17 protein-coding genes and 1 riboswitch are annotated in these 15,227 nt (G+C 38.3%); of the genes, 15 read left to right on the top strand and 2 right to left on the bottom strand.

From position 1 onward, the window contains the following. Positions 1 to 6 precede the first annotated feature (6 nt). From CWS20_RS04755 to CWS20_RS04780, 6 genes are all read left to right on the top strand, one after another. Complete coding sequence (locus CWS20_RS04755) at positions 7 to 2,427, top strand: heavy metal translocating P-type ATPase (protein ID WP_066199598.1); 2,421 nt, start codon at positions 7 to 9, stop codon at positions 2,425 to 2,427. Between the two features lie 249 nt (positions 2,428 to 2,676). Next, positions 2,677 to 2,873, top strand: a riboswitch (cobalamin riboswitch). A gap of 157 nt (positions 2,874 to 3,030) precedes the next feature. Continuing rightward, entirely contained in the window at positions 3,031 to 5,247 is a 2,217-nt protein-coding gene (locus CWS20_RS04760) for a ribonucleoside-diphosphate reductase subunit alpha (protein ID WP_066199595.1), read from the top strand. A gap of 20 nt (positions 5,248 to 5,267) precedes the next feature. Further along, the gene (locus CWS20_RS04765; RefSeq protein WP_066199591.1) at positions 5,268 to 6,308 is read left to right on the top strand and encodes a ribonucleotide-diphosphate reductase subunit beta; all 1,041 of its coding nucleotides are present in this window, start codon (positions 5,268 to 5,270) and stop codon (positions 6,306 to 6,308) included. Positions 6,309 to 6,616: 308 nt separating this feature from the next. Beyond that, entirely contained in the window at positions 6,617 to 7,288 is a 672-nt protein-coding gene (locus CWS20_RS04770) for a response regulator transcription factor (protein WP_066199589.1), read from the top strand. After that, on the top strand, positions 7,288 to 8,673 hold the full coding sequence (locus tag CWS20_RS04775; protein WP_066199586.1) for a sensor histidine kinase: 1,386 nt from the start codon (positions 7,288 to 7,290) through the stop codon (positions 8,671 to 8,673). Before CWS20_RS04770 ends, CWS20_RS04775 begins: the two co-directional genes overlap by 1 nt. A gap of 139 nt (positions 8,674 to 8,812) precedes the next feature. Then, positions 8,813 to 9,226: a hypothetical protein gene (locus CWS20_RS04780; protein WP_066199583.1), complete on the top strand. Its 414-nt coding sequence runs from the start codon at positions 8,813 to 8,815 to the stop codon at positions 9,224 to 9,226. Positions 9,227 to 9,244: 18 nt separating this feature from the next. On the opposite strand, the gene CWS20_RS04785 is transcribed toward CWS20_RS04780, so the two are convergent. After that, a complete protein-coding gene (locus CWS20_RS04785) occupies positions 9,245 to 9,670 on the bottom strand; it encodes a hypothetical protein (protein ID WP_066199580.1) in 426 nt (141 codons plus the stop codon). A gap of 33 nt (positions 9,671 to 9,703) precedes the next feature. Further along, the gene (locus CWS20_RS04790) at positions 9,704 to 10,288 is read right to left on the bottom strand and encodes a VanZ family protein (RefSeq protein WP_066199577.1); all 585 of its coding nucleotides are present in this window, start codon (positions 10,286 to 10,288) and stop codon (positions 9,704 to 9,706) included. A gap of 112 nt (positions 10,289 to 10,400) precedes the next feature. Between CWS20_RS04790 and CWS20_RS04795 the strand changes: the two genes are divergently transcribed. The 9 genes from CWS20_RS04795 (at position 10,401) to CWS20_RS04835 (ending at position 15,220) form a co-directional block, all read left to right on the top strand. Further along, entirely contained in the window at positions 10,401 to 10,745 is a 345-nt protein-coding gene (locus tag CWS20_RS04795) for a rhodanese-like domain-containing protein (protein ID WP_066199527.1), read from the top strand. Continuing rightward, positions 10,735 to 10,995, top strand: coding sequence for a metal-sensitive transcriptional regulator (locus CWS20_RS04800; RefSeq protein ID WP_066199524.1), 261 nt, complete (start codon positions 10,735 to 10,737; stop codon positions 10,993 to 10,995). Before CWS20_RS04795 ends, CWS20_RS04800 begins: the two co-directional genes overlap by 11 nt. 79 nt (positions 10,996 to 11,074) lie before the next feature. Then, positions 11,075 to 11,302 carry a sulfurtransferase TusA family protein gene (locus CWS20_RS04805; protein WP_066199522.1) on the top strand — a complete coding sequence of 76 codons (228 nt, stop codon included), beginning with the start codon at positions 11,075 to 11,077 and terminating at the stop codon, positions 11,300 to 11,302. 56 nt (positions 11,303 to 11,358) lie between these two features. Further along, complete coding sequence (locus tag CWS20_RS04810; protein ID WP_066199520.1) at positions 11,359 to 11,838, top strand: DsrE/DsrF/DrsH-like family protein; 480 nt, start codon at positions 11,359 to 11,361, stop codon at positions 11,836 to 11,838. Between the two features lie 46 nt (positions 11,839 to 11,884). Next, positions 11,885 to 12,247, top strand: a complete 363-nt coding sequence (locus tag CWS20_RS04815; RefSeq protein ID WP_066199518.1) for a rhodanese-like domain-containing protein — start codon at positions 11,885 to 11,887, stop codon at positions 12,245 to 12,247. A 15-nt stretch (positions 12,248 to 12,262) separates the two neighbouring features. Beyond that, positions 12,263 to 12,559 carry a rhodanese-like domain-containing protein gene (locus CWS20_RS04820; protein ID WP_066199515.1) on the top strand — a complete coding sequence of 99 codons (297 nt, stop codon included), beginning with the start codon at positions 12,263 to 12,265 and terminating at the stop codon, positions 12,557 to 12,559. A 51-nt stretch (positions 12,560 to 12,610) separates the two neighbouring features. Beyond that, positions 12,611 to 13,183: a sulfurtransferase TusA family protein gene (locus CWS20_RS04825; protein WP_066199512.1), complete on the top strand. Its 573-nt coding sequence runs from the start codon at positions 12,611 to 12,613 to the stop codon at positions 13,181 to 13,183. Positions 13,184 to 13,231: 48 nt separating this feature from the next. Beyond that, positions 13,232 to 14,359, top strand: coding sequence for an MBL fold metallo-hydrolase (locus tag CWS20_RS04830; protein WP_066199511.1), 1,128 nt, complete (start codon positions 13,232 to 13,234; stop codon positions 14,357 to 14,359). An 84-nt stretch (positions 14,360 to 14,443) separates the two neighbouring features. Next, positions 14,444 to 15,220, top strand: coding sequence for a sulfite exporter TauE/SafE family protein (locus CWS20_RS04835; protein ID WP_066199508.1), 777 nt, complete (start codon positions 14,444 to 14,446; stop codon positions 15,218 to 15,220). Positions 15,221 to 15,227 lie beyond the last annotated feature (7 nt).

Consider the following 15,227-nt stretch of genomic DNA (forward strand, 5'->3'; position numbering starts at 1 on the left):
TGGCCAATGTCTCGTTCTAATCAAAAAGAAATCCAATTACCCATAGCGGGAATGACATGTGCCGCTTGCTCAACAAGAATAGAAAAAGGATTAAATAAGTTAGAAGGCGTGGAAAGCGCAAATGTTAATTTAGCCTTAGAAAAGGCAACAATTAAATATGATCCAGATGTGATTGGCGAACAAAAATTCGAAGAAAAAATTGATGATTTAGGGTACTCTGTTGTATCAGAAAAAGCGGAATTCGATATTGCAGGGATGACATGTGCCGCTTGTTCAGCGCGAATTGAAAAGATGCTGAATAAACAGCCTGGTGTAAAAAGTGCGAATGTTAATCTTGCACTGGAAACCGGTACGGTAGAATACAATCCTGAACAGATTTCAGTTCAGGAGTTAATCGAGAAAGTTGATAAGATTGGCTATCAAGCAACATTAAAACAAGATGACGAAGACAGTGATTTTCGCGAAATGGCGATTCAAAAGCAAAAGTGGAAATTTATAGCGGCTCTAATTTTGTCCTTGCCGCTATTATGGACAATGGTTGGGCATTTTGAATTCACATCATTTATTTACATGCCGGAATTTCTCATGAATCCGTGGGTGCAGCTTGTGCTCGCAACGCCGGTTCAATTCATCATTGGCTGGCAATTTTACGTAGGTGCCTATAAAGCCTTGCGGAATGGCAGCGCTAATATGGATGTGCTCGTTGCCCTTGGTACCTCTGCAGCCTATTTTTACAGCCTGTATTCAGCAATACAGTCTCTCGGACATCCTGCCGGACATCATGTAGATCTCTATTTTGAAACAAGTGCGATTATCATCACATTAATCCTGCTTGGAAAATTATTTGAAGCACGGGCTAAAGGTCGTTCGTCTGAAGCAATCAAAAAATTGATGGGGCTGCAAGCAAAAACGGCGACCGTTTTCCGCGAAGGGCAGGAACTAATAATCCCCATTGAGGAAGTGCGCAAAGCAGACATCGTTTATGTGAAGCCGGGTGAAAAGGTGCCGGTAGATGGCATCGTTTTAGAAGGCCAATCTGCAGTTGATGAATCGATGTTAACCGGTGAAAGTGTTCCAATAGATAAAGCTGCCGGAGACGAAGTCATTGGCTCTACAGTGAATAAGAATGGCTTTCTTAAAGTAGAAGCAACTAAAGTTGGTAAAGACACAGCTTTAGCACAGATTGTTAAAGTTGTTGAACAGGCACAAGGATCAAAGGCCCCTATTCAACGATTAGCAGACAAAATCTCTGGAATTTTTGTACCGATTGTTGTCGTAATAGCGTTGCTTACATTTCTGTTATGGTTCTTCGTCATCAGTCCGGGTGAATTTGCCGGCGCTTTGGAAAAATTAATTGCTGTATTAGTTATTGCCTGTCCATGTGCACTTGGACTTGCGACTCCAACATCGATTATGGCCGGTTCGGGCAGGGCTGCGGAGAACGGGATATTATTCAAAGGTGGAGAGCATTTAGAGTTGACCCATTTAATTACAACTGTTGTCGTTGACAAAACAGGTACAGTTACAAATGGAAAACCAGTATTGACAGATGTAGTCGTAGATCCAGGCATGAATGAAGAACATTTTTTAACTCTTGCAGGTTCTGCTGAGAAGCAATCTGAACACCCGTTAGCAGAAGCAATTGTTACAGGAATCAAAGAGAAGGGTATCACATTGCAGAGCCCTGAACAATTTGAAGCGATTCCTGGATTTGGCGTCGAAGCAGTCGTATCAGGAAAGCAAGTATTAATTGGAACAACTAGATTAATGAAGAAAAATAATATTGCTATCGATATGGCAAGAAAAGCGATGGAAGAACTTGAATCAGCAGGGAAAACAGCGATGTTGGTCGCAGTCAACGGGCGCTATAAAGGCATGCTTGCTGTAGCAGATACTGTCAAGGATTCATCTAAGGAAGCAATCAGCCGTTTGAAAGCGATGGGTCTAGAAGTCATTATGATGACAGGTGATAATCAGCTGACGGCAAATGCAATTGCCGGTGAGGTTGGCATCGAACGCACAATTGCTGAAGTCCTTCCTGAAGGAAAAGCAGATGAAGTGAAAAAATTGCAACAGCAAGGCAAAAAAGTGGCAATGGTTGGTGATGGAATTAATGATGCACCCGCGCTTGCGGTGGCCGACATCGGCATGGCCATCGGCACAGGGACAGATATAGCGATGGAAGCAGCAGACATCACTTTGATGCGTGGAGATTTAAACAGCATTGCCGATGCCATCTTAATGAGTAAAAAAACCATCAAGAATATTAAACAAAATCTGTTTTGGGCATTCGGCTACAACACATTAGGCATTCCCATTGCTGCAGCAGGATTCCTTGCTCCATGGCTGGCAGGGGCTGCAATGGCGTTCAGTTCCGTCTCAGTTGTTCTCAATGCACTTAGATTACAGCGTGTAAAATTAAAATAGGTTTATTTATATAGCAGTAAGGGAAAAACGAATTGGCCATTTCTCTTGCTGCTTTTTTTGCAGAAGATATTTGATACTTACAGATAACAAACCTCAAAAAAGCTTGTATTGGATATAAAAAAGGTGGTTATATAAGTTAATCTCGCAAATCCTCCGTACTGTTCAAAAATAAAAAATTGTAATCTCGGATTTCATATGTTAGAATTACTCATACAATATCTAGTATAAAAACAAAACTAAAACAACTACATATAGTGATTAAGTGATGGTGTCTAGTAAGACTTAATAGGGAATCCGGTGAAATCCCGGAGCTGTCCCCGCAACTGTAAGTGTCGACGAAAGAAGCATACCACTGTTGTAACCTGCTAAAAGAGAGGTGAAGACGGGAAGGGCTTTGAGTAGGGTGAAGCACAAGCCAGGAGACCTGCCGCCTTAATCTAAAGTTTCTTTTCTTCGGGGGTTGAGAGGATGAAACGATAGTACATAATAAAAGGTGCTTTGCCGCTTTATACTTATTCTGTCGTTTGATCCGCTCAAAACCTTGGGCGGATTTTTTATTTTTGGCGGAGAGTCAACACTTTCCACTAAATAGGAGGAAATAAAATGACAACATTATCTACGGTAATAGATTTAGAAGAGCTGGCGAAAAAGTTTGCTCATTTAGACATGAATACTTTAGCAGAACGAGCGGAAAGCATGAATCACTTAGATTCTTTCAACATACAAGAACAGCTTATATTAGAGTGTTTATCCTACATATCTATAGATGAACCAGACTGGACATATGTCGCAGCAAATTTATATTTGAAGAAAATCTATCATGAAGCATCATTAAATAGAAATTATGCAAAGGAATCCAAATATGGCGGTTTCTATTCACTTATCGTGGACCTTACAAATCTTGAAATCTATGAAAAAACAATCTTGGAAAGCTATTCGCAGAGTGAAATCCAAGAATTAGGTGCATGTATTTGTCCTGAAAGGGACGAGCTGTTCACTTACCTCGGCTTAAAGATGATGACGGATCGTTATTTAGCTAAAGATCGCAAAAAAAATATATTTGAACTGCCTCAGGAACGTTTTATGATTATCGCAATGGTTCTTATGCAAAAAGAGCAAACAAATCGCCTCCAGCTAGTAAAAGAAGCATACTGGGCAATGAGCAACCTTTATATGACTGTGGCCACACCGACCTTGTCAAATGCAGGAAAGAATTGGGGACAGCTGTCAAGCTGCTTTATTGAAACGGTTGACGATAGTTTGGATTCCATCTATGACAGCAATACCGATATTGCTGCTTTATCAAAAAATGGCGGAGGCATCGGTGTTTATTTAGGAAAAATCCGTAGCCGGGGCAGTGAAATAAAAGGCTTTAAAGGTGCATCATCCGGTGTTCTTCCATGGATGAAGCAATTGAATAATACCGCGGTCAGTGTTGATCAGCTAGGACAAAGGCAGGGAGCTATCAGCGTTTATCTCGATGTTTGGCATAAGGATATTTTCTCGTTCTTGGATGCAAAGCTGAACAATGGGGATGAAAGATTGCGCACACATGATCTTTTTACTGGTGTATGCCTGCCTGATTTGTTTATGGAAGCAGTGGAAAACAGACAAGATTGGTATTTATTTGATCCACATGAAGTAAGGCAAAAGATGGGGTATTCACTGGAAGATTACTTTGATGAAACAGAAGGAGCTGGATCATTCCGTCAAAAATACGAAGAATGCATTACAAATGCTGATTTGTCAATGGAAGTTGTCCCAGCCATCGAAATTATGAAATCGCTTATGCGCAGTCAACTGGAAACTGGAACACCTTTCATGTTCTACAGGGATGAAGTCAACCGGAAAAATGCTAATGCACATGCGGGAATGATTTATTGTACAAATCTGTGCACGGAAATCGTCCAAAACCAAAGTGTAACAAAGCGTGTAGAAGAATATACAAAGGACGGCAGGATTATTATCGAGAAAATCCCAGGAGACTTTGTTGTATGCAATCTATCATCTATCAATCTCGCAAGATCGTACAATGATAATATTTTAGAAAGATTAGTGCCGATTCAGGTGCGCATGCTTGATAATGTAATCGATATTAACAGCATTCCAGTTTTACAAGGACAATTAACAAATCAAAAATACCGTGCAATTGGGCTAGGCACCTTCGGCTGGCATCATTTGCTGGCTACAAATAAAGTGATTTGGGAAAGTCCTGAATCATTGGATTTTGCAGATCAAATCTATGAGAAAATTGCCTATTTAACGATAAAAAGCTCTATGGAGCTAGCTTGCGAAAAAGGCTCGTATCCAGCTTATTCAGGATCTGATTGGGAAACGGGCGACTATTTTGCAAAGCGAGGTTACTTAGAAGAAAATAGCGAGTTTGACTGGGCTGGATTAATGAATGATGTGCAGGAAAATGGAATAAGAAACGGCTATTTGCAAGCAGTTGCACCGAATGCATCTACTGCCCTCATTGCCGGAAGTACTCCGAGTATTGATCCAATCTTTAACAAGCAATATTCTGAGGAGAAAAAAGACTACCGTATCCCAGTTACGGCACCTGATCTGAATAGTCAGACTACATGGTACTATAAATCGGCTTATCATATTGATCAGAAATGGAGCATTGAACAAAATGCGCGCAGACAGAAGCATATTGATCAAGCAATTTCATTTAATCTTTATATTAAAAATAATATTAAAGCGAAAGAGCTGCTCGACCTGCATCTAACTGCATGGAAAAACAAATTAAAAACGACTTATTATTTACGTTCAACATCCACAGATATTGAAGACTGTGAGTCTTGTTCAAGCTAAAAGGAAATGGAGAGTTTTACATGGAAAGTATTAAAAAACGTCCGATTATGAATCATGAAGCACCGAACCGCTCAACCGGGATTGTGAACGGTGAATGTTCAAATGTCCTCAATTGGGATGATGTAAGGTATTCGTGGGCTTATCCAAAATACAAAAAAATGCTTGCTAACTTCTGGACACCATTTGAAATTAATATGTCACAAGATATTAAGCAATTTCCACAGCTAACTGAGGACGAGCAGGATGCTTTTTTGAAGATTATCGGGCTGCTTGCATTATTAGATAGTATTCAAACCGATTACGCAGGAAAAACAGCTGATTATTTAACCGATTCAAGTTTGTCGGCACTAATGATCATTCTTGCACAGCAAGAAGTCATTCATAATCATTCATACTCTTATATCTTGTCTTCTCTTGTTCCAAAACAGAAGCAGGATGAAGTATTTGATTACTGGAGGACTGAACCAACTCTAAGAAAAAGAAATGATTTTATCACAAATGGATACAAAGATTTTGCAGAGAATCCTTCTGTGGAAAACCTGTTAAAATCAATCGTCTATGATGTCGTATTGGAAGGATTATTCTTTTATTCCGGATTTGCCTTCTTTTACTACCTTGCCAGAAATCAAAAAATGGTATCAACATCAACAATGATTAATTATATTAATCGTGACGAACAAATCCATGTGGACTTATTTGTAAAGATTTTCAAAGAGATTCTTAATGAAAATCCTGAACTGGATACCCCGCAACTTCATGAATTTGTTAAAAATACATTTAAAGAAGCAGCGGAGCTAGAAATCGAATGGGCTCAATATATTATTGGCAACAAGATGGACGGAATTTTAATGAGTGATTTAGAAGCTTATATTAAGTTTTATGCAAATGTGAGAGCGAATCAATTAGGATTTGATCGTCCGTTTGACGGCTATCGCAAAAATCCGCTTCGCTGGATTGTCGCTTATGAAGAGGTTGATCAAGGGAAATCAGACTTCTTCGAGCAAAAATCAAGGCAATACACTAAAGTCAATCAAGTTGACAATGGATTTGATGAGCTATAAAGCCTATACTTAACCGTGCGAATATTGCAAGGTTCATGCTGTAGAGAAACTCATTTGAAAATAAAAAAAGAAGGTTTCGGATTTTACGAGGGTTACTGCTCGCTTATTAGCGGCTTCGTTGCTTCGCACCTTTAGTGTCTCGCTACTCTCCTACCGGAGACGAGCGGACACCTCATCAAACCAACTAATCACCTTCTCGACACACTGAACCTTGCTATTGCAAGGTTTTTTTTGATGGAGCATAATTGGACAAGGAGTCCGTAATTAGCTTAACCTTAATATATGAATAAGCGAATCGAGGTACAAAAATGAAAACAATATTAATTGTTGACGATGATCAGCATGTAAGATATTTAGTAAAGGATAACCTAATTAAGGAAGGCTTTCGCATTGTAGAAGCTGCTGATGGTAATGAGGCTTTGGCTAAGCTAGAAAAAGAGGATTTCGACTTAGCCATTGCAGATATAATGATGCCTAATATGGATGGATATGAATTAACAAAACGAATTCGATCACAATATGACCTCCCCGTAATTCTCTTAACAGCGAAAGGTCAAATCGAGGATAAAGAAAAAGGCTATTTATTAGGAACAGATGATTATTTAGTGAAGCCGTTTGAGCCGAAAGAGCTTCTTTTTAGAGTGAATGCACTATTGAGAAGGTATGGAAAGGCAGCTGAATCCAGTGTGAAAGCTGGACCGCTATACATAAATAAAAAAAGCTATGAAGTAGAGGTCAATGGGAGAACTTACATATTGCCATTAAAGGAATTTGACTTGCTGCATTTTCTTGCTTCACGCCCAAATCAAGTGTTTAGCCGTTCACAGCTCATAGAAAACGTTTGGGGGCTGGATTTTGAAGGGGACGAACGTACAGTCGATGTTCATATTAAAAGATTGAGAGCAAGATTCGTCAAATTAAACATCAACGTAACGATAAAAACAATTAGGGGAGTGGGATATTCTCTGGAGGTACAGTAATGAAAACCTTATATTCTAAAATTGCATTGACGATTATTGCAATCATGCTGGTAAGCAGCTTCGTTTCCTTTTTCGTTTCAAATATGTATTATCAACGCACATTAAAGTCGCAAAATGATGAAAAAGTCACGAAATTAGCAGAGGAAACATCGTCATTTTTAAATGAGCATGAACAATTAAATATGGATGAATATTTGGATCACATCGGCTCTATTGGGTATCAAATTTATGTAACTGACGGAGCTAGGTTCAACCAATTTTACGGCGCCGATTACCGCGAGCATAATCTGCCTGCCCATGCAGTTACCGAAGTTTTAAATGGCCAAGTTTACCATGGCATATCTGCTTTCCCTCATACTACATTTGTTACTGGATTTTTTGCAAATGAGCTAAAAAATACGGTGGGCATTCAATTTGAACATGATGGAACGGTTTATGCGATGTTTATCAGGCCTGATATCACATTGCTGTTTAGTGAAATGCATGTTATGTTTGCCTGGCTAATCGTTGGCATCCTTGTATTAAGTATTCTTTTTGTGTTAATAAGCACAAAGTATATCGTTAAACCGATTAGTCAATTAACTGACGCCACCGCCATCATAGCCAATGGCAAATTTGGTATTCAACTAAATACTTCGCGAAAAGATGAAATTGGTGCACTATCTGCAAGCTTTATGAAAATGGCAAGTAAGCTGGACAAAGCGAATGAAATGCGAAAGGAATTTATATCAAATATCTCACATGATATTCAATCGCCATTATCTAATATTAAAGGCTATATGAACCTATTTAAAAAGAGAAAGCTTACGCCAGAGGAAAGAGGCTATATTGAAATCGTTGAAGGTGAAGTCGATCGGTTATCAAGCCTCACCAATCAATTGCTGCTTCTCTCTTCCATAGATAGTAAAAAAGATTTAGTGAACCGAGCCACATTCGATATTAGTGAACAGATTAAACTTGTCATTAAACAATATCAATGGCATTTAGAGGAAAAGGGAATGATGGTCAGCTATTCGCTGCCTCCTGTCAAATATAGTGGCGATCCCTCGCTGCTCTATTCAGTTTGGGAAAATCTGATTACAAATGCAATTAAATACGGTAATGAAAGCGGCGAGATTTCCATTCATTTAGAGACTGAAATGGATCATGTAACCATCGAATTCCAAGATGATGGCGAAGGGATAAGCGAGAGGGAAGTGGAAAGAATATTTGACCGCTTTTATCGATCGGATACATCGAGGAATCGCGAGGTTAAAGGAACAGGCCTTGGGTTATCAATTGCACAATCTGTCATCGATTTGCATGATGGCAAGATGCTTGTCCAAAGCAAAAAAGGGGAAGGAACAGCGTTCAAAGTCATTCTTCCCCAAAAACCAGACAATTAGCAAATAGCTATGTCTGGTTTTTGTTTAAATCGTTCTTATACATCCATTTGTATTTGTAAATTTCTATTCATATTCCGTTCATATTCAACTAGTAAATTAAAGAGGAGGCAAACCATATAAAAAGAAGAGGAGAATTGATTTGAATAAATACAGCAAAATATTACTCAGATTATCGGCAGTATTTGCACTTATTGGTGCCTATTTAGGCTCACATATGGCTGGTGCTGGGGGCTATGCCTTCCGACCTGTTCATGCTCACAGTCTTGTTGTCGGCTGGCTGTCATTATTTGCTTGGGCAGTGTATTATCAGATTTTTACACCTAAATTAGGCTTGCTCGCAAAATTGCATGTTTGTACCGCAATAATCGGTTCTGTCGGCTTAACAGGGGGAATGGCTATGTTTATTTTTAAACCGGAAATCCTGCCAGAGCCTGTACACACGGTCGTATATATTGTCGGAGGCTCCATTTTATTACTGAGTTTCTTGTTTTTCCTCATTCTCACATTTACAAACTCAGCGGAACAAAACGTAAACAATGGCATAAGTAATTAATATAAAAAGTCAGTGATGCTATATAGGCTTCGCTGATTTTTTTATTAATCTAAAACTGCCACGAAACTGAATTTGATAAGAAAGCACCGGAATTTCATCAAGAAAATCGAAATCTGTATAAAGCTGATAAGAAAGCACCGCATTCTTATCAAGGAAATCGAAATCTGTATAAAGCTGATAAGAAAGCACTGGATTCTCATCAAGAAAATCGAAATCTGTATAAAGCTGATAAGAAAGCACAGGACTCTCATCAAGAAAATCGAAATCTGTATAAAGCTGATAAGAAAGCACAGGATTCTCATCAAGAAAATCGAAATCTGTATAAAGCTGATAAGAAAGCACTGGATTCTCATCAAGAAAATCGAAATCTGTATAAAGCTGATAAGAAAGCACCGGATTCTCATCAAGAAAATCGAAATCTGTATAAAGCTGATAAGAAAGCACCGGATTTTCATCAAGAAAGGCGAAATCTGTAGGCTATTTTGTTATTTCACAAGCTTTATTAAAAACCGGATATATTAAACTCCCGATGATGACGCCAATTATATTGAATATTAAATCATCAATATCGAGACTGCCGCGATTTAGAAACATTTGCATCATTTCAATGAAAGAGATTGAGAGAAATGAAAGTAAAATGATTTGACTGATCGAATATCGATAGATTTTCAAATAAATACCGAATGGTACAAATAATCCTACATTCGCAGCAAGATTATAAAAAGCAACCAGTTCACTCACTTGTCCAGACAAATAAAAAACAACTGTTGAAAATGGAATGAGATTATACGAATCATATGATTGATTATTCGGACGTAGAAATAACAAAACTAATAAAGCTAATGTATACATGCTAATCAATAAATCCACTACCTTCAAAGGTAGATAAAGTTTTTGGCCAGTAATCAGCAACCCGACTAAAAATATAAATGTAAACAGCAAAATATAAACAACAGGCAATACAATTGGGTGGAGGTAATAAACTAAATCAAAAATGAACGGCAAAAATAATCCGAATATGACAATAGAAGCTAAGACAGTGTAAGTAGTTAATTTTTTCATATAGCACCATTCTTTTAAGGTAATAGAAGTTAGCAGGTTGACAAATATACCCCTATGGGTATAAAATGTGATTGTAAGTTGATAGAAAACATAATTAGGAGGACGTTATACTATGTTATTGCTTGCAATAGCTGTGATTACTGTCATCTATTTATTCATGAGATATAGGCCTGTGATAGGAGTGGATTGCTCAGCGTCATATGACAATTATCCAGATAGTATAAGTGTTTTAGATGTACGAGATTACAGCCAAAGCAACAAAAATCTCTCTGAAGGTAGTATAAATATTCCGATTGCTTATTTAAATAGATACTATCATGAAATTAAAGGTAAAGAAATACATGTGATTGCATCCAGTCAGCTCGAGAAAAATATGAGCATTCGTTTTTTAAGGAAGAAGGGTTTCTCAGTGATTGGATATACGCTAAGGAAGGGGGATAAAACGAATGGATTATGATGATCAAATGAAAAATAGAGTCAAACGAATGGAAGGCCAGCTGCGAGGCATATTAAAAATGATGGAGGATGGCAAAGACTGCCGTGAGATTGTTACACAACTATCTGCTGTACGATCGGCTGCTGATAGAACGATTGGTTTGATTGTCAGTTCCAATCTTGTTGAATGTGTTTTAAAGGCTGAACAATCCAATGATGATAGTGGAAAAATTATTAAAGAAGCTGTCAATATGCTGGTGAAAAGCAGATAAAATAACCAGTTGACAAATTAATTAATTTTCTTTAACATACCCCTTAGGGTATTTAATTTAATATAAGGAGGACAATAAAATGAATATTAAGCAAGTATTAGATGCAAAAGGACTTGCATGTCCAATGCCAATTGTAAAAGCTAAAAAAGCAATAAATCAATTAGAGTCAGGTGATGTATTGGAAATTCACGCAACAGATAAAGGAGCAAAAAATGATTTAGCTGCTTGGTCTAAATCTGGGGGTCATGAAGTATTGGAATTTAAGGAAGAAAATAATGTGCTAAAGTTTTGGATTAAAAAAGGATAAAAAATTTTGATTTGTTCAATACCTATACGGGTATATGTATTAAAGAGGAGGATATTATGACGGAGAAAAAAAGAACAACCATTATATTATTTAGCGGTGATTATGATAAGGCGATGGCAGCGTATATAATCGCAAATGGCGCTGCCGCTTATGACCATGAAGTAACAATTTTCCATACGTTCTGGGGACTGAATGCACTCAGAAAGGATGAGCATGTGCCGACTAAAAAAGGCTTTATGGAGAAAATGTTTGCAAAAATGATGCCGCGGGGTGCCGATAGAATGGGCCTTTCAAATATGAACTTTGCTGGTTTCGGTCCAAAATTGATTAAAGATGTAATGAAAAAGCATCAAGCAGTGCCGCTTCCTGAATTAATAAATATGGCACAAGAACAGGACGTAAAGCTAGTTGCATGCACAATGACAATGGACTTATTAGGACTTCAGCAAGAAGAGCTACTCGATGATATTGAATATGCCGGTGTAGCTGCCTATCTTGCTGATGCAGAAGAAGGCAATGTAAACTTGTTTGTTTAGTATAGAAGATGAGGTATCTTTAAACCTTTAAAAATGGGGGATTTCATTGGAGAGCATCGTTTATATTTTTATCGCATTGATTGCTGTTTTCCTTCTGAAGCATATTCTGCCAGCGAGGGGAGTCCGGCAAATTACACCAGCGCAATTAAAAAATGAATTAAGGATAAAAGGAAAACAGTTTATTGATGTCCGAACGGCCGGGGAGTATAAAAGCCGCTCTATTCGTCAATTTAAAAATATTCCTTTGCATGAATTGGCTGAAAACACTTCATTGCTTTCAAAAGAAGAAGAAGTAATTGTTATTTGTGCGAGTGGAATGAGAAGCAATAAAGCAAGCAAGTTATTGAGAAAATTGGGATATAAAAGAATTACTAATGTTAAAGGTGGAATGAACGCATGGCGAGGCTAAAATCGAGGTGCAAAAATGGAACAGATATTTCCAGCAGAGCTTGAAGAGCTATTAAGTGAAGGGAAGGAGCTAACGGTTGTAGATGTCAGAGAAGCGGATGAAGTAGCACAAGGGAAGATTCCAAGTGCAGTCCATATTCCGTTAGGACTACTTGAATTCCGGATGCACGAACTGGATAAAAACAATCATTATGTCATCGTTTGCCGTTCTGGGGGAAGAAGCGCCAGAGCAACACAGTTATTAGAAAGCTATGGCTATCAAGTAAAAAATCTGAACGGCGGAATGGCTGCTTGGGAAGGAAAAACAGAGTAATTTTTTTAAAATGTAAATATACCATTGGTGGTATAGAGGGAGGATATTATCATGGAAAATATAAACGTTAACCAAAGATTAGATGCTAAAGGTTTGGCCTGCCCAATGCCCATTGTAAAAACAAAGAAAGCAATGAAGGAATTAGAATCTGGTCATATCATTGAGATACTAGCGACTGATAAAGGATCCAAAGCAGATCTTAAAGCATGGGCGAATAGCTCAGGCCATCAATATTTAGGAACGATTGAAGAAAGTGGCGTTTTAAAACATTATTTAAGAAAATCTTCAAATGTAGAGACGAAAAATGAAAATAAGCATCCTCATACAATAAGTAATGAAGAGCTAATCCCGTTATTGGAAAAGAATAATCAAGCAGTCGTTTTAGATGTTCGCGAAAGTGCAGAATATGCTTTTGGCCATATACCTGGAGCGGTATCCATTCCAATGGGTGAGCTTGAAAAGAATTGCGGCAATTTAAATAAAGAGGCAGAAATATATGTGATTTGCCGAACAGGCAGCCGGAGTGATTTAGCTGCCCAAATGCTAACGAAAAATGGGTTTGAAAAAGTAGTTAATGTAGTTCCTGGCATGAGTGAATGGACTGGAAAAGTAGAAGGTATTTAAACGTAACAAAAATTTTTAAATTAAAATATACCATAGGGGGTAATGTCAATGGCGATAAGACCGATGAAAGCAAGTGAAGTGGCCAAGCAGGTTTTTAATAAAGCGGAGCTTTTTATTCTCGATGTTCGCAATGAGGACGATTTTCAAGATTGGAAAATAGAAGGAAGTAACTTTTCTTATTTAAATATCCCATATTTTGAATTATTGGATGGGGTGGATGAAATATTGGAAAAGCTTCCTGCTGGAAAAGATATTTTAGTTGTTTGTGCAAAGGAAGGGTCCTCAATAATGGTAGCAGACATGCTTTCGGAAAAGGGAATCGATGTTTCCTATTTAGAAGGAGGCATGAAAGCATGGAGCGAACATCTTGAACCAGTTAAATTAGGAAACTTAACAGACGGTGGAGAGCTATATCAATTTGTCAGACTTGGTAAAGGATGTCTTTCATATATGGCAATATCCAATGGGGAAGCAGCTGTCATAGATGCGACAAGAATGACAGATATTTATCTCAAGTTTGCAGAAAGTAAAGATGCGAAAATAAAACATGTTTTTGATACTCATCTGCATGCAGATCATATTTCTGGAGGGAGGTTGATTGCAGAGGCAACGGGCGCCGCTTATTGGCTGCCTCCAAAGGATGCAGAGGAAGTAACTTTTGCTTACAATCGGTTAGAAGATGGAAATGAAGTGACAATTGGCGGAACTTCGATGAATATTCATTCCCTTTATTCCCCTGGCCACACGATAGGATCAACGTCGTTTGTCATTGAAGATAGCTATTTGCTAACTGGCGATATCCTATTCATTGACTCTATCGGCAGACCAGACCTCGCAGGACTTGCTGAAGACTGGGTCGGAGACTTAAGAGAAAGCTTATATAACCGCTATAAGAATTTATCGAATGAATTAATCGTATTGCCGGCACACTTTATGATGATTGATGAACTGAATAACGATGGCAGTGTAGCCGAAAAGCTTGGAGTGCTTTTTGAAAAAAACCACGGGCTAAATATTGAAAACGAAGCTGAGTTTAGAAAAATCGTTACAGAAAACTTACCGCCGCAGCCGAATGCTTTCAAAGAAATTCGTGAGACAAACATGGGAAAAATAACACCTGATGAAGTAACGCAAAGAGAAATGGAAATCGGTCCAAACCGTTGTGCAGTGAGGTAAGCAGAGAGACGAATCAACCTTAATGAAGGGAGCCAATTAAGGTTCCCTTTATTAAGGTGAAGTCTTTGAAAGGAGAAATAAGAAATGGATATAGCATTTATTATAACGATCTTCCTTATTGGATTTATAGGTTCATATATTTCAGGCATGCTTGGCATTGGAGGTTCAATCATTAAATATCCGATGCTGCTCTATATCCCGCCATTACTCGGAGTTGCCAGCTTCACTGCGCATGAAGTATCAGGCATAAGCGCCATTCAAGTGTTCTTCGCCACAATCGGCGGTGTTTGGGCTTATCGAAAAGGCGGTTATTTAAATAAACCTTTAATTATTTATATGGGAATCAGCATTTTAATCGGCAGCTTTATCGGAGGATATGGCTCAAAGCTGATGCCGGAAAACGGGATCAATTTAGTATACGGCATATTAGCTTTGATTGCAGCGGTAATGATGTTTATTCCAAAAAAGGGATTAGACGATATCCCATTTGATCAAGTGAAATTTAATAAATGGCTGGCAGCGGCACTTGCTTTAATTGTCGGAATCGGTGCCGGTATAGTAGGAGCAGCTGGCGCATTTTTACTCGTGCCAATCATGCTTACTGTGTTAAAGATTCCTACTAGAATGACAATCGCTTCATCTTTAGCAATCACCTTGATTTCCTCAATTGGGGCAACAGTAGGAAAAGTGACAACAGGGCAAATCGATTATTTTCCTGCGCTAATAATGGTTGTAGCAAGTTTAATCGCTTCACCGCTTGGTGCGATGGCCGGGAAGAAAATGAATACAAAAGTCCTTCAAATCATATTGGCGATGCTTATTTTTGCAACGGCTGTAAAAATATGGTTTGATATTTTATAGTGATTCG

The sequence above is a fragment of the Cytobacillus horneckiae genome (genome assembly GCF_002835735.1).
GTDB classification, from domain to species: Bacteria; Bacillota; Bacilli; order Bacillales; family Cytobacillaceae; genus Cytobacillus; species Cytobacillus horneckiae.

Bases quoted from the DNA above. Each gene is read 5' to 3' on its own strand.
- CWS20_RS04810 (WP_066199520.1), top strand. From the start codon at position 11,359: ATGACGGAGAAAAAAAGAACAACCATTATATTATTTAGCGGTGATTAT.
- CWS20_RS04800 (WP_066199524.1), top strand. From the start codon at position 10,735: ATGGATTATGATGATCAAATGAAAAATAGAGTCAAACGAATGGAAGGC.
- CWS20_RS04760 (WP_066199595.1), top strand. From the start codon at position 3,031: ATGACAACATTATCTACGGTAATAGATTTAGAAGAGCTGGCGAAAAAG.
- CWS20_RS04765 (WP_066199591.1), top strand. From the start codon at position 5,268: ATGGAAAGTATTAAAAAACGTCCGATTATGAATCATGAAGCACCGAAC.
- CWS20_RS04835 (WP_066199508.1), top strand. From the start codon at position 14,444: ATGGATATAGCATTTATTATAACGATCTTCCTTATTGGATTTATAGGT.
- CWS20_RS04830 (WP_066199511.1), top strand. From the start codon at position 13,232: ATGGCGATAAGACCGATGAAAGCAAGTGAAGTGGCCAAGCAGGTTTTT.
- CWS20_RS04795 (WP_066199527.1), top strand. From the start codon at position 10,401: ATGTTATTGCTTGCAATAGCTGTGATTACTGTCATCTATTTATTCATG.
- CWS20_RS04770 (WP_066199589.1), top strand. From the start codon at position 6,617: ATGAAAACAATATTAATTGTTGACGATGATCAGCATGTAAGATATTTA.
- CWS20_RS04755 (WP_066199598.1), top strand. From the start codon at position 7: ATGTCTCGTTCTAATCAAAAAGAAATCCAATTACCCATAGCGGGAATG.
- CWS20_RS04825 (WP_066199512.1), top strand. From the start codon at position 12,611: ATGGAAAATATAAACGTTAACCAAAGATTAGATGCTAAAGGTTTGGCC.
- CWS20_RS04775 (WP_066199586.1), top strand. From the start codon at position 7,288: ATGAAAACCTTATATTCTAAAATTGCATTGACGATTATTGCAATCATG.
- CWS20_RS04820 (WP_066199515.1), top strand. From the start codon at position 12,263: ATGGAACAGATATTTCCAGCAGAGCTTGAAGAGCTATTAAGTGAAGGG.
- CWS20_RS04790 (WP_066199577.1), bottom strand. From the start codon at position 10,288: ATGAAAAAATTAACTACTTACACTGTCTTAGCTTCTATTGTCATATTC.
- CWS20_RS04805 (WP_066199522.1), top strand. From the start codon at position 11,075: ATGAATATTAAGCAAGTATTAGATGCAAAAGGACTTGCATGTCCAATG.